The following is a 13,547-nucleotide window of genomic DNA, read 5'->3' as shown; positions in this document are numbered from 1 at the left end:
AAAAGTCATAATCGCTTTCGTTAGACTGCATCACAAATGGACGCACATCGTAGTCTTTGGTTAAGCCAGATGTATCAAGGGTTAAGCTTGAAGCAAATAACGGACTTTTGCCTTGCCATTCTTTAAATAGAATTTCGCTAATATCACGCACGCTTTTATTCATAAATACGCGGCTATTGCGGCGTTTATGCCAGAGTGCAGTTGGGTCTTTTAAAGTTAAATTATAAATGGTGAGTGAGCCGTCACTTTGACCTTGGCTCGCTTCGGTAATAATACCTGTCGTTCTAAAAAATTGGCCCATGTCAGTGACCTGATCAATGGCAACCTGACAGCCAATAAATTGTTTTAATGCAATATGCGCATTTGTAGACAGGCACAATAATTCAGCAACGCTACCCTGATTAAGGGTATGTTCGCCTTCAATACGTTGCAAGAAGACTTGCTGATTTAAAGACTGATTTGAGAATTGGATATGAACAGCACGATTTTGTGAAACAAGGCCTAGACGTTCCAATATACTCGACACACTCATCTGCATTTTTATTATCAATCAAACTTATATTTAAGCCCTATTTTAATTAAAAAAAGACTAATCTGTCTATATATACTCATTTTCAAAATGTAACTAGTCTAAATATGCTATTTTTACGTTACCTACTTATTAAATGAGTATTTAAACAGTAAATCCAAACTATTTTTAATTGCTATAAAACACCGAAATATAATTTAAATTTATTATTAAAAATCAATAAAATAAAACCAATTTTCAAATTAATGAAATTCATAAATATATATAAATAGAGAAATTACTTAGAAAGACATACAATTGCAAAAAAATGGTTCCAACAAACTGTCAATGTAGGTGATTCAGATACTAAAGAAATGCTTAAAATTTAGAATAAAGTATTAAAACTTAATGTTGATCCTGCTCTAATAACTTACCTATTGCTTCACCGTATACCCATTTATTTAAAATACCTTCTGAACTTTCTAGACCTACAATATCAAGAAAACTTTCAAATGTTGTTGCCACTTGTTCTCGATCTTCTGTATCAAGCGTATCAGGATCGATTTGACTGATTCCATGAGCAAGGACATGTAAAAGTTCTGCTTTAGTTGGTTCATTCTTTTGTTGATAGAGAGCAATAAAAGCTTGCGCAGTATCAGCAACTTTGCGATTTAAACTTATAGCTAATGCAGGCTCTTGAACACCTGTATATAGCTGTCCATCTCCAGCAAAATGATCTTGTGTTTTAAACTGGTCTAATTGTTGAATAACAATAGAGTTAGAGTTTTGAATACTCATTTCTGTTTTATTGTCAGTTTTTTGGGCACAACCAACTTGTGAACTTAAGACAGCCATAACTAAAACCAAAAGCTTTTTCATAATTCTATTAATTTTTTATTTAAAGAAAGTAAATATAAACCAATTTAACCATAAATTTCCATTAGTTATAAAACTATATGGGCCACCTATTTTATTCTTTTTCTCACGCCCACATATATTTCGTATTTAAATTACCCTTCCCATTTTCTAAAAACCAGACAAGTATTTACGCCACCAAAACCAAAGCTATTACTCATCACTGTTTTGAGTTCAGTTTCTCGGCTTGTTTGGACAATATCGAACTTTTTAGCTTCTTCGCGCAGTTCGGTAATATTAATACTCGGCGCAATAAAGTTATTTTGCAGCATTAAAATAGAATAAATAGCCTCGTGTACGCCTGCTGCCCCCAAGCTATGCCCAGTCATCGACTTGGTTGAACTGAGCGGCGGTACTTTTTCACTGCCAAAAGCTCTTTCTATGGCTAATAGTTCTGGAATGTCTCCTGCTGGCGTTGAAGTACCATGCGTGTTGATATAGTCGATGGTTTCAGAGCCGTTTTGTTTGGCTTCTGCGAGTGCCAGTTTGATGCAACGGGTCGCGCCTTCACCGCTCGGGGCCACCATATCAGCACCATCACTATTGGCAGCGTACCCAACCACTTCTGCCAAGATTTTTGCTCCGCGTTTTTGGGCATGGCTTAAAGACTCCAAAACCACCATGCCACCGCCGCCAGCAATCACAAAACCATCGTTATCGACTGAATATGGGCGTGAAGCGGTTTCAGGTGCGTCGTTGTATTTGGAGCATAATGCGCCCATCGCATCGAATATTGCCGTTTGCGACCAATGATCTTCTTCGCCACCACCTGCCAGCATGAGGTCTTGTTTACCAGCGGCAATAAGGTAATATGCATAACCGATTGCATCGGCTGAAGTCGCACAGGCACTCGCAACGGATTGAGATACGCCTTTGAGGTTGAAAGCACGCGATAGGTTAGCGCTAATGGTATTTGTTAGGTAGCGTGGCGCTAAATCGGGTGATACCTCGCTTGCGCCTTTTTCTCTTAGGGTGTGCAGCATGTCGATGATAGACGCTGTTGAGGTGCCGCCTGTTCCCCCAATCACGCCATATTTTGAGTTGTTGGCAATATCATTTACATCAAGCTTGGCATGTTGTAGTGCATTGAGTGCCGAGTTGTAGGCATACATCGCGCAAACGCCCATGTGTTTTTTTAATTCTGGATCAATATTTTCAAAATCCATTTCGGCAGTGGCGCTCACATGACTTCGAAAGTTCAGTTTTGCATAGACATCGTTATAGCGAATGCCAGAGCGGCCTGCTTTTAAGGACTCGGTTACTGTCTCTAATGTATTTCCAATACAAGAATTAATTCCCATACCTGTGATGACAACTCGTTCCATTCTTATCTCTATAAAAACGACAAAAATAGATCTTAACAATCAAGTTCCTTTTTGGAACTGGCAAAATATTTCTATATTTATTATTTTTTCTCATCGAATATAAATAAAAAGTTAATAATAATATTTTTATTTTAAAATCTATTTAGTTTTATTATTAAATCAAAAATATTTTAAATATTAAATTGACGTATTTAAAATCACCGATTATTATTCCGTTGCTGGCCTACATTGCCAGACGGTTTTAGCAGACCGTAACCTCGTGGCGGATTATAGTTCTACTATAAGTCGTTAGACCCTTGCGTCCCCTTTTCTTTGCGGTAGGACGGGAGGGGGACGCCCCGCGCGTGCTGGTTCTACGAGGCCAGTCTGCTAACCCCCTTTCGTTCTACCACCCTAAATTAATTCGCGGTAATCTGGTGGTAGGACTCCATTTTTTAAGGAGTTGACCATGACATTTTTTAATCTTGTTTTCTCTGTTTTTTAACTATTTTATTGATTTAAAATTTGGGTTTTTACGCCTTATTTTTTTAAATTTATAAACTATTTTTATTTTAAAATTTTAATTATTTTATTTTACTGTATTTATAGGAGGATTAATTATTATTTAAAAAATTATTTTAAATCTAAAAATCATTATATTTTTATTTTAGTTATACGCATAAATAATCATGAGAATAATATGAAAATTTATAAACCGCTTTTGGCTTTAAGTTTCATAGTTGGCAGCTACGGTGTTTCGGTTTACGACCCAGAGACTCATCAGGAGTTTGAAAAAATTTGCCTGTCAGGTGGGCATAGCGAGTCGAGTTGTGACTGCATTTACCAGCGACTTGAGCAAGTTTATTCCCCCAAGCTCATGCAACGCCTAGAACATGTCAGTTTGCAAAGTCCTGTTCTCCCACGGGACTTTGCCCCTACTTTTTTCAGCGTCATGCAGCGGTGTGACAAAAGTAGTCTGGGCTAAGCGTTGGCTTAGCTCTTTATCTCTGTGTCGCAATGGTGTTGTACTTTAAATCAGCGCAAAAATTAAAGTCTGTTGTGGCGCAGAGGCCTAAGTTGTTTGATTTGCCGAATTAGCATTTTTAAAAATCGCATCAACTTTATAACTAATCAAGTTATGCTGTGCTCACATTCAACTTTTGAACATTTATTAGAATGAACTACACATGGGATGAATTTGAGCAAAGACTTATCACCTATAGAGATGTAAAGACTGATCTTGCAAGAGTTTTAGATGCGTATGAGCTTCAAATAAAAGAACTTCTTCAACAAATTCAATTATTAACTTATGAGGATTCTTTGCCTATATTTAATCAGTTATATGAAATACAAGATCATTTAGCTACTGCCAAGTTTCGCTATGACCTCGACCTAAATGAAGCTTTAGATATATTCGTTTATCATTTCGATAGAGATGACAAAGCGCTGATAAGCCAATATTGGTACAAAAAATTCAAGCAAAACAAAGATATTCTTTGGCCTTTACCTCAAGACGAATAGTAGCTTGTACGTTTTATCTTACAAACTTTTAAGGTTTTTGCGGATTGGCGACACCCTACTTTTTTCTTAATATGAAGTCATACAGGAACAGGATGTTCCGGAACATAAAACAACAATAATAGGTTCATGCATCAGGATCGTGAGATACGACAGGAGTCATATCTAGTACCCAAATACGAAAAAGCCCAACAGGATGTTGGGCTTTTTTTATATCTGAATATTTAGAGTTTAAAAATTTCTGGCAGGCTATCGATAAGAATATTAGGAATATTGTTTGGATAAACAATTTCGTCAGTTTGTCTTAGTTCATCAAGCGTCCACCACCGACTTTTATTAATCACAAGCTTTTCTTGTTCAGTCCAGTTCGATGTGTTCACTTCTTCATTTTTTATAAAAACAATAAAGAGTCTTTCATCAGAAGTCACAACTTCCTCACTTGGTAGCATCATTTCAAAATTGCGTGTTGCAACATGAGTACCTACATTTTGCCTAACTACACCTAACTCTTCATAAAGTTCGCGGCAAGCTGCTTGCTCGAAGGTTTCCCCTTCTTCCAGTCCTCCGCCTACGGTTGCCCAATGGGATTGTCCAGCTAAGGCATCATTTGTATGAGTAAACTGAAATAACAAAATTTGATGATTTTCATTAAGAACTAATAGTCTTGAAGATTTTCTAATACGCATTTGATTTTTTCTTAAAGTAACAAGGTGGCTATTATTCATATTCACTTTGAAAAGTTAAATCATTTCTGAATGTACGTTTTATCCTACAAACTTTTAAGGATTTTGCGGATTGGCGACTCCCTGCTTTTTTCCTAATATGAAGTCATACAGGAACAGGATGTTCCGGAACATAAAACAACAATAATAGGTTCATGCATCAGGACGTGAGATACGACAGGAGTCATATCTAATCACCAAATACAAGAAAGCCCGACAGGATGTCGGGCTTTTTTTATGCTTATTTAAAACTGTTATTTGCATACACCTATAGCGGGGTGTGCGCCTGTTCTTGCTTTTTATGGCGAATCCAACGCACCACCCAAATAACTGCAATCAGCACCACTATTGCCACAAGCGCAGGCACTAACATTGCTGAAACTGAAAGTAAGATTGCTCCAATCCACTCACCTGTTGCGACTACAAAATTACCCAAGCCACCTGTGGTTGCAGTTGAAACACCACGTGCAGCGACGGTACTCATTTGCACTACACCTGCCGTACCACCGCCCACAATAATTGCTGCTGCCCAAGTAGCAAACTGAGACATTTCTCCGCTACTTACAGCCATCGTGGTGAGCGTACCTGCAATCATCGCCGCAGGAGTCGCGACTGTGTCTAAGGCATTATCGACCCACGGAATGTAGTAGGCTGCAATTTCACATACTGTTGCCACGCCTAAAGCCAAACACACCGATGGCAGAGCTAACCATTCAAAGCCTTTTGATGGCTCAAACCAACCCATCATGGTGGCAATGCTCATAACCAGTAGCGGCACAAACACACGAAAACCGCAGGCAGCGCTCAGGCCCACACCAATACATAAACCCAATATTGTTTCCATAACGGTTTCCTTCTTTATGCCCATCACGGGTCTTGTTATGTAAGTCTTATTTTTAAATTAACAAAAAGCCCCATCGGGTGACAGGGCTTTTTGTTAAATGCGAACGCAAATATTATTTCATTCTTAACGTTTAAATTGTGTGCAGTAGCATTTCGTGCAAGGTGGTAAAGGGTCGGTATTAATTTCTAAAAACACTCTATGTCCGCACTGAGCACAGAAATAGAAGCCTGTTCCGGGTTTTTCGCCAGCTGTTACCATGATTACATTCCTATAATCGTATATATATTAAACAGGAATATAACCCACTTAAAGTGAATGTCAATTGTCCATTTCGCCCGATGATGATGGCATAAATGCAAAAAATGTTATTTGTACGATTTATATTACACAGATTTAGGGATTTAGCGGATTGGCTGTCCCCTGCTTTTTTTCTATGATGAGTTCATACAGGAACAGGGTGTTCCGGAACACAAAACAACAATAATAGGTTCATGCATCAGGATCGTGAGATACGACAGGAGTCATATCTAGCAACCAAATACAAAAAAGCCCGACAGGATGTCGGGCTTTTTTTATTCTTAAGTTAATTAATAAACTTAATTTATAAATTGCTGAAAATTACCAAAATAAGGTTTTAAAGCACTTTTAATAGACTCTTTGCATTCTCCTCTAGCAAGTCGTACCACAGTTTCTGGTAAAGTCTTTTTCGCCAATCCTAGAGACTCACTAGCTTGAGATGCTAAAGACTTACGATTATAAATAGCTAGTAAGTCTTCATAGTTTTTTTCAGCTATTATCTGACTAAATTTTTGATTAAAAGAATTATATAAATTATCAACATTAATAGTTTGGACCAATCGAAGCAATTCATTATTAATTTCTTGCTTACCCTTTTTACTTGTATCAAACATATTTAGTAGAAATTTAATTTCACTATTCGCATGTAAAGAAACTTGGGTATCAAGTTCAGATTCTAATTTCTTAAAAATAGTATTAGATACAGTTTGAAAATCATCTTGGGCGTTTCTTTCTAAACGTTTACTAACAATTTCAAGAATTTCTTTAGTGCAAAATAAATTTTCTACTTCAGCAACCTTCAGCACAAAAATCGAATCTCTCTCTAATCCATCAATTTCATGCTGAGGCCTTCTATCTCGATCAATAATTCCATAGACTGTTAAATGATGAAGTTGATGATTTGCTTTTAATGCTTTTACAGATTGAATTACTTGTGTACAACTTCCACGTGGAATTACTAAAAAGTCTGAGAGTATCTCTCTATACAAGCCAACATCAAAACTACCATTTTCCCCTTCAACAAAAACAATTGGTTTTCTACTACCTAAAATTTCAATAAGCAACTCATTAGGAAGATTCGAATCCTCAAAAATCTCTTCCCATTGCCAATTTTTCCCATCAAAAGATTTCAACCATATTTTCTTTGAGTTTTCCTTTGCAGAAGCAAAATCTACATCATGTGTCAAGTAAACAAATAAACAATCACTTCGTAATTTTTCTATTTCATTCCACAGTGGAATTTGTACAGATTTGTGCAAATGTAATTCAGGTTCATCAATAACAATAATCCCATTTTCTGGCGCAGCTAAACATTGACCTATTAAATAGAATATTACTCGTTCCCCATCACTCATTTCAGATGAATTATAGACTTTATCAGTATTCCCTTTAACACATGTTTGTATTCTTAAACCACCAATAATCAATTCTCTATGAGGTAAAATTTTTTCCCATAATTGTTTAACCAAATCCATATTAGTCTCAGGTGGCTCAACCCTATTACTCGATTCTTTACTTTGCTTTTTATAAATAGCATTTTTTTCAGTTTCATCAGAAAATAAATAAACCATTAACTTTTCAAAATCATCTAATAAAGCTGTTGCAGGGGATCCTGGTCCTCCCCCGCTCCATCTATTACTTTTATGGTGGTAAGAATAATTATCATAGCCAAATAATAAAGAGTTTTTAGCTTGCTCAATCGATTTAGGAGTTGCCGAATCGGGAAATCTTAAAGATTTTTGTGCAGAAATTCGATGTACAAATTGGCTATTAGGGGAGTGCAATTCAATCCATGTACCAAGTCTAGTTTTACCGGCCCCATTAGCACCAATAAATAAAATACTTTGGGCCGTTTCTATTTCTACGTTTTGAACGTCTGTAGCTGGTAAAATTAACTTTCTAATTTCAGACACTTTAAAATTTAACCTATAAAAAAACCCCATCATCAAGATAGGGCATTTCTTAAACAATATCAATAATATTTAACTAAAGTATCAAGCCACTTGGCCTTCTAAAAAGTCTTGCGCAAAACGTTGTAATACACCGCCCGCTTCATATACAGAAACTTCTTCTTCTGTATCTAAACGACAAGTCACAGGCACTTCAATAATCTCTTCTTTACCATCCGCTGTGGCACGTTCAATCACTAAAGTTAAAGTCGAACGCGGCGCAATATTACCAATCACGCTATAAAGCTCTGTACCATCTAGTTTTAAAGTCTTGCGGTTTACACCCGGTTTAAACTCAAGTGGTAACACGCCCATACCCACCAAGTTTGTACGGTGAATACGCTCAAAACCTTCTGCCACAATCGCTTCAACACCTGCAAGGCGTACACCTTTGGCAGCCCAGTCACGGCTTGAACCCTGACCGTAGTCAGCACCCGCAATAATAATTAACGGTTGCTTACGGTTCATGTAGGTTTCAATCGCTTCCCACATACGCATCACTTCGCCTTCTGGCTCTACACGCGCTTTTGAACCTTGCTTAATGGTACCGTCTGAACGGACCACCATTTCGTTATAGAGTTTCGGGTTGGCAAATGTTGCACGTTGTGCAGTCAAGTGGTCACCACGGTGGGTTGCGTATGAGTTGAAGTCTTCTTCTGGTACGCCCATTTTGTGAAGGTATTCACCCGCAGCCGAGTCCATCAAAATCGCGTTTGAAGGTGACAAGTGATCGGTAGTGATGTTGTCACCCAAAATCGCAAGCGGACGCATGTTTGCCAAAGTACGTGGTGCAGCCAACGCCCCTTCCCAATATGGTGGACGGCGAATGTAAGTACTTTGCGGACGCCAGTCGTAAAGTGGGCTCTTCGCTTGTTCAACTTCGCCCAAGTCAAACATTGGAATGTAGACTTTACGGAACTGTTCAGGCTTCACGGCTTCTTTAACTAACGCATCAATTTCAGCGTCAGATGGCCAGATGTCTTTGAGGTAAATCGGATTACCTTCTTTGTCATGACCTAACGCATCTTTTTCGATGTCAAAACGAATCGTACCCGCAATTGCATATGCCACAACAAGCGGTGGAGATGCCAAGAACGCTTGTTTTGCATAAGGATGGATACGGCCATCGAAGTTACGGTTACCAGACAGTACTGCTGTTGCGTACAAGTCACGGTCAATAATTTCTTGCTGAATAGCTGGATCTAACGCACCCGACATACCGTTACACGTTGTACAAGCGTAAGCCACAATACCAAAACCAAGTTTCTCTAAGTCTTTTAGAACACCTGCTTCTTCAAGGTAAAGTGCAGCCGCTTTTGAACCTGGTGCAAATGATGATTTCACCCAAGGTTTACGAACCAAACCAAGCTCATTTGCCTTACGTGCCAGCAAACCTGCCGCCACAGTGTTACGCGGGTTAGACGTATTGGTACATGAAGTAATTGCAGCAATAATGATTGCACCATCTGGCATTAAGCCATCAGAGCGGTTTTCAACAACACCCGCAATACCTTTTTCTTTTAGGTCCGCAGTTGAAACACGTGCATGTGGGTTTGATGGACCAGCAATGTTACGGGTGACTGTCGATAGGTCAAAACGTAATACACGTGGGTACTCTGCTTTGGTCATGTCAGATGCCCAAAGGCCAATTTCTTTTGCGTACTGTTCAACCAATGCGACTTGAGCATCTTCACGGCCTGTGAGGCGTAAGTAGTCGATTGTGTTTTGGTCGATGTAGAACATCGCAGCCGTAGCGCCATATTCTGGTGTCATGTTCGAAATGGTTGCACGGTCGCCTACAGACATGCTGTCAGCACCTTCACCAAAGAACTCAAGGTAAGCACCAACCACACGCTCTTTACGCAAGAACTCAGTTAGAGCAAGTACAATATCTGTCGCAGTAATGCCTGCCTGACGCTGACCTACAAACTCAACACCAATAATGTCTGGCAGACGCATCCAAGATGCACGGCCCAACATTACGTTTTCAGCTTCTAAACCACCTACACCCACAGAAATTACGCCCAAAGCGTCTGTATGTGGTGTGTGTGAGTCTGTACCGACACACGTGTCTGGGAATGCTACGCCATCACGCGCCTGAATCACTGGAGACATTTTCTCTAGGTTAATCTGGTGCATAATGCCGTTCCCCGCAGGGATCACATCAACATTTTTAAATGCAGTTTTGGTCCACTCAATAAAGTGGAAACGGTCTTCATTACGGCGGTCTTCAACAGCACGGTTTTTTGCAAAAGCGTCTGGGTCAGCACCACCATATTCCACTGCTAAAGAGTGGTCGACAATGAGCTGTGTTGGTACAACTGGGTTAACCTTAGATGGGTCACCGCCCTTCTCAGCAATCGCGTCACGCAAACCTGCAAGGTCAACCAATGCAGTTTGACCCAAAATGTCATGACACACCACGCGCGCTGGATACCAAGGAAAGTCCAAGTCCTGACGGCGTTCAATCAACTGCGTTAAATAAGCAGTTAAGTTCTCGGCATCGGCACGGCGTACCAATTGCTCAGCGAGTACTTTAGAGGTGTAAGGCAGTTTTTCGTATGCGCCTGGCTGAATATCTTCAACGGCTTGACGCACGTCGTAGTATTCAAGCTGGGTACCTGCCAGCGGTTTACGGTATTTTGTGTTCATTAACCACGCTCCGCCAATGGTTTAAATTCGAGGTTTTCAGGGCCTGTATAGTTCGCGCTTGGACGAATGATTTTGCCGTCTTGACGTTGTTCAATCACGTGCGCTGACCAACCTGCTGTACGTGCAATTACGAATAACGGTGTAAACATTGCAGTTGGAACACCCATTAAGTGATAACTCACCGCACTGAACCAGTCGAGGTTCGGGAACATGTTTTTCACTTCTTTCATCACTGCTTCCAAACGCTCAGCGATGAGGTACATTTTGGTGTTCTCTTGCGCTTCTGCTAAGTCATGCGCCACTTTCTTGATCACTTCGTTACGTGGGTCAGAAACTGTATATACAGGGTGACCAAATCCGATTACGACTTCTTTATTTTCAACACGTTTACGGATGTCAGCTTCTGCTTCGTCTGGATTGTCGTAACGTTGTTGAATCACGAATGCAACTTCGTTTGCACCACCGTGCTTAGGTCCGCGAAGTGCACCAATACCGCCTGTAATTGCCGAGTACATGTCAGAACCTGTACCTGCAACCACGCGTGAGGTAAATGTAGATGCGTTGAACTCATGCTCAGCATACAAAATAAGTGATGTATGCATCGCTTGAATCCACTCTTCACATGGTTTTTCGCCATGAAGTAAGTGCAAGAAATGCGCTGCAATTGAGTCATCATCTGTTTCAACTTCAATACGACGACCGTTGTTGCTGAAGTGATACCAATAGAGCAGCATTGAACCTAAGCTTGCCATTAATTTATCAGCAATGTCTTTTGCGCCCGCTTCATTGTGGTCTTCGTGTTCTGGAGTTAAACAACCTAGTACTGAAACACCAGTACGCATCACATCCATTGGGTGTGCAGATGGTGGTAATTGCTCAAGTGCAGTTTTAAGTGCTGCCGGTAAGCCACGAAGTGCTTTTAATTTTGCTTTATATGCTTTGAGTTCAGCTTTGTTTGGTAATTTGCCATGTACGAGCAAGTGAGCAACTTCTTCAAACTCGCTACCTGCCGCAAGGTCAAGAATGTCATAGCCACGATAGTGCAAGTCGTTACCGCTACGTCCTACGGTACAAAGTGCTGTGTTGCCTGCAACTTGTCCGCTAAGTGCAACTGATTTTTTTGGTTTGAAGCCTGTTGTTGTTTCATTTGAGCTCATAAGATTGTCCTTTCCTATCTATTTAAATTATTTGGGGAACACGGCATATGTACCGTGTTTTACTTCTTATTTCTTTTTAGCAAATGCGTTGTCTAAGTAGTCTTCAAACGCGTAGTAGTTAATGCGTTCATATAACTCTTTACGCGTTTGCATAATATCAACCACATTCTTTTGCGTGCCTTCTTTACGCAAGGTTTCATACACAGTTTCGGCTGCCTTGTTCATGGCACGGAAAGCAGAAAGCGGATAAAGCGCAAGGCTTACATCGGCAGATGCTAACTCTTCAGTGGTAAACAGTGGTGTCGAGCCAAACTCGGTAATGTTTGCCAAAATTGGTACGCCTGTCTTCTGAGCAAATTGCTTGTACATATCAAGCTCGGTAATTGCTTCAGGGAACAACATGTCTGCGCCTGCCTCAATATAGGCACCCGCACGGTCAATGGCAGCTTGTAAGCCTTCAACCGCTAACGCATCGGTACGCGCCATAATCACGAAGCTGTCATCACCACGCGCATCGACCGCAGCTTTAATACGGTCAACCATTTCTTCTTGAGTCACAATGGCTTTGTTCGGACGGTGACCACAACGTTTTGCACCCACTTGGTCTTCAATGTGCATTGCCGCAGCACCAAACTTAATCAGTGCTTTTGTAGTACGAGCAATGTTAAATGCAGAAGCACCAAAACCTGTGTCAGCATCGACTAATAATGGAAGATCACATACATCGGTAATACGGCGTACGTCTGTCAACACATCATCAAGGTTACTGATTCCCAAATCAGGTAAGCCTAAAGAACCAGCGGCTACACCACCACCTGATAAGTAAATCGCTTTATAACCTGCACGTTTTGCCAAAAGTGCATGATTGGCGTTAATGGTTCCAACCACTTGTAATGGCTTTTCTTGGGCTACTGCATCGCGAAATAGCTGACCTGCGGATTGTTTAGCCATTGTTATGTTCTCCTTGTGCTTGTAGCAGTGTTTGCTCAATAATTTTGTAAGAAGCATTGATATGTCGATGCATGAGCAGCTCGGCAAGTTCACCATCGCCTTCTGCAATTGCATCTAAAATACGGATGTGTTCGTCCCAAGCTTTGCTCGGTCGATCGGGTGTGTTTGAAAATTGAATTCGGTACATGCGGATGAGGTGATAAAGCTCATCACATAGCATTTTTTCTAGGGTTTTATTGCCACTACTTTTGATAATGCAGTAGTGAAAATCGTCCTGCCCTTCTTGCAAGTAATATCCTTTACCTGCTTTAAAGTTTTCATCTTCGGCATGCATACGCAATACATCACGCAACGCCAAAATTTGCTTTTTATCAATATGCTGTGCCGCAAGTTTGCAAGCCAAACCCTCTAAAGACGCACGAATCTGGTAAAGCTCTTTAAACTGTTGCAGTGAGAGCGAAACCACGCGAGCGCCCACATGTGCCGTGCGCTCAACCAAACGTTGACCTTCAAGGCGATGAATCGCTTCGCGTAAAGGCCCACGGCTAATGCCATAAGTGCGTGCCAGTTCAGGTTCAGAAATCTTGCTACCTGCCGGAATTTGACCCAAAACAATCGCCGTCTGTATTTGTTTAAATACATTCTCGGTCAGGGTCCTTCCCTGACTTTGTAAGGGCTCTGGTGCGTAGGTCAAATCTTGCATATTGTCGACAATTTTTAATCAATTATG

General features: G+C 40.3%; 13 protein-coding genes. 2 read left to right on the top strand and 11 right to left on the bottom strand.

The window, feature by feature from the left end; genetic code table 11:
• The 3 genes from ACH8JV_RS17465 to ACH8JV_RS17455 all read right to left on the bottom strand — a co-directional run.
• A partial coding sequence (locus ACH8JV_RS17465; RefSeq protein WP_396522751.1) for a contractile injection system protein, VgrG/Pvc8 family occupies positions 1 to 538 on the bottom strand: 538 nt, incomplete at its 3' end.
• 375 nt (positions 539 to 913) lie between these two features.
• The gene (locus ACH8JV_RS17460; RefSeq protein ID WP_396522749.1) at positions 914 to 1,387 is read right to left on the bottom strand and encodes a DUF4844 domain-containing protein; all 474 of its coding nucleotides are present in this window, start codon (positions 1,385 to 1,387) and stop codon (positions 914 to 916) included.
• A 131-nt stretch (positions 1,388 to 1,518) separates the two neighbouring features.
• A complete protein-coding gene (locus ACH8JV_RS17455; RefSeq protein ID WP_396522747.1) occupies positions 1,519 to 2,748 on the bottom strand; it encodes a beta-ketoacyl synthase N-terminal-like domain-containing protein in 1,230 nt (409 codons plus the stop codon).
• Positions 2,749 to 3,427: 679 nt separating this feature from the next.
• On the opposite strand from ACH8JV_RS17455, the gene ACH8JV_RS17450 reads away from it, so the two are divergent.
• Positions 3,428 to 3,712 (top strand): hypothetical protein, encoded by a 285-nt coding sequence (locus ACH8JV_RS17450; protein ID WP_396522745.1) that lies wholly within the window; start codon positions 3,428 to 3,430, stop codon positions 3,710 to 3,712.
• 191 nt (positions 3,713 to 3,903) lie between these two features.
• Complete coding sequence (locus ACH8JV_RS17445) at positions 3,904 to 4,248, top strand: hypothetical protein (RefSeq protein WP_396480838.1); 345 nt, start codon at positions 3,904 to 3,906, stop codon at positions 4,246 to 4,248.
• Positions 4,249 to 4,469: 221 nt separating this feature from the next.
• Here ACH8JV_RS17445 and ACH8JV_RS17440 read toward each other — a convergent pair whose 3' ends face one another.
• The 8 genes from ACH8JV_RS17440 to ACH8JV_RS17405 form a co-directional block, all read right to left on the bottom strand.
• Complete coding sequence (locus ACH8JV_RS17440; RefSeq protein ID WP_396522743.1) at positions 4,470 to 4,970, bottom strand: NUDIX hydrolase; 501 nt, start codon at positions 4,968 to 4,970, stop codon at positions 4,470 to 4,472.
• Positions 4,971 to 5,235: 265 nt separating this feature from the next.
• Positions 5,236 to 5,811: a DUF4126 domain-containing protein gene (locus ACH8JV_RS17435; protein WP_057691244.1), complete on the bottom strand. Its 576-nt coding sequence runs from the start codon at positions 5,809 to 5,811 to the stop codon at positions 5,236 to 5,238.
• A gap of 123 nt (positions 5,812 to 5,934) precedes the next feature.
• Positions 5,935 to 6,069, bottom strand: a complete 135-nt coding sequence (locus ACH8JV_RS17430) for a zinc ribbon-containing protein (RefSeq protein WP_001983336.1) — start codon at positions 6,067 to 6,069, stop codon at positions 5,935 to 5,937.
• A gap of 338 nt (positions 6,070 to 6,407) precedes the next feature.
• On the bottom strand, positions 6,408 to 8,021 hold the full coding sequence (locus ACH8JV_RS17425) for a DUF4435 domain-containing protein (protein ID WP_396522741.1): 1,614 nt from the start codon (positions 8,019 to 8,021) through the stop codon (positions 6,408 to 6,410).
• Positions 8,022 to 8,102: 81 nt separating this feature from the next.
• Positions 8,103 to 10,709 (bottom strand): Fe/S-dependent 2-methylisocitrate dehydratase AcnD, encoded by a 2,607-nt coding sequence (gene acnD, locus ACH8JV_RS17420; RefSeq protein ID WP_396522739.1) that lies wholly within the window; start codon positions 10,707 to 10,709, stop codon positions 8,103 to 8,105.
• Entirely contained in the window at positions 10,709 to 11,866 is a 1,158-nt protein-coding gene (gene prpC, locus ACH8JV_RS17415) for a 2-methylcitrate synthase (RefSeq protein WP_000097514.1), read from the bottom strand. The genes acnD and prpC overlap by 1 nt, the downstream gene beginning before the upstream one ends.
• 66 nt (positions 11,867 to 11,932) lie before the next feature.
• Entirely contained in the window at positions 11,933 to 12,817 is an 885-nt protein-coding gene (prpB, locus tag ACH8JV_RS17410) for a methylisocitrate lyase (protein WP_001118922.1), read from the bottom strand.
• Positions 12,810 to 13,520, bottom strand: a complete 711-nt coding sequence (locus tag ACH8JV_RS17405; RefSeq protein WP_014208068.1) for a GntR family transcriptional regulator — start codon at positions 13,518 to 13,520, stop codon at positions 12,810 to 12,812. Before ACH8JV_RS17405 ends, prpB begins: the two co-directional genes overlap by 8 nt.
• Positions 13,521 to 13,547 lie beyond the last annotated feature (27 nt).

Origin of the sequence: Acinetobacter sp. ABJ_C5_2, assembly GCF_044538485.1 — a bacterium.
GTDB classification, from domain to species: Bacteria; Pseudomonadota; Gammaproteobacteria; order Pseudomonadales; family Moraxellaceae; genus Acinetobacter; species Acinetobacter nosocomialis_A.
The sequence above is the reverse complement of the archived record's forward strand: the minus strand, read 5'-3'. Positions and strand labels throughout refer to the sequence as shown.

What these genes read in the sequence shown, in the direction of transcription:
- ACH8JV_RS17450 (WP_396522745.1), top strand. Translation starts at nt 3,428, where the DNA reads ATGAAAATTTATAAACCGCTTTTGGCTTTAAGTTTCATAGTTGGCAGC.
- ACH8JV_RS17440 (WP_396522743.1), bottom strand. Translation starts at nt 4,970, where the DNA reads ATGAATAATAGCCACCTTGTTACTTTAAGAAAAAATCAAATGCGTATT.
- ACH8JV_RS17455 (WP_396522747.1), bottom strand. Translation starts at nt 2,748, where the DNA reads ATGGAACGAGTTGTCATCACAGGTATGGGAATTAATTCTTGTATTGGA.
- prpB (WP_001118922.1), bottom strand. Translation starts at nt 12,817, where the DNA reads ATGGCTAAACAATCCGCAGGTCAGCTATTTCGCGATGCAGTAGCCCAA.
- prpC (WP_000097514.1), bottom strand. Translation starts at nt 11,866, where the DNA reads ATGAGCTCAAATGAAACAACAACAGGCTTCAAACCAAAAAAATCAGTT.
- ACH8JV_RS17445 (WP_396480838.1), top strand. Translation starts at nt 3,904, where the DNA reads ATGAACTACACATGGGATGAATTTGAGCAAAGACTTATCACCTATAGA.
- ACH8JV_RS17435 (WP_057691244.1), bottom strand. Translation starts at nt 5,811, where the DNA reads ATGGAAACAATATTGGGTTTATGTATTGGTGTGGGCCTGAGCGCTGCC.
- ACH8JV_RS17405 (WP_014208068.1), bottom strand. Translation starts at nt 13,520, where the DNA reads ATGCAAGATTTGACCTACGCACCAGAGCCCTTACAAAGTCAGGGAAGG.
- acnD (WP_396522739.1), bottom strand. Translation starts at nt 10,709, where the DNA reads ATGAACACAAAATACCGTAAACCGCTGGCAGGTACCCAGCTTGAATAC.
- ACH8JV_RS17430 (WP_001983336.1), bottom strand. Translation starts at nt 6,069, where the DNA reads ATGGTAACAGCTGGCGAAAAACCCGGAACAGGCTTCTATTTCTGTGCT.
- ACH8JV_RS17460 (WP_396522749.1), bottom strand. Translation starts at nt 1,387, where the DNA reads ATGAAAAAGCTTTTGGTTTTAGTTATGGCTGTCTTAAGTTCACAAGTT.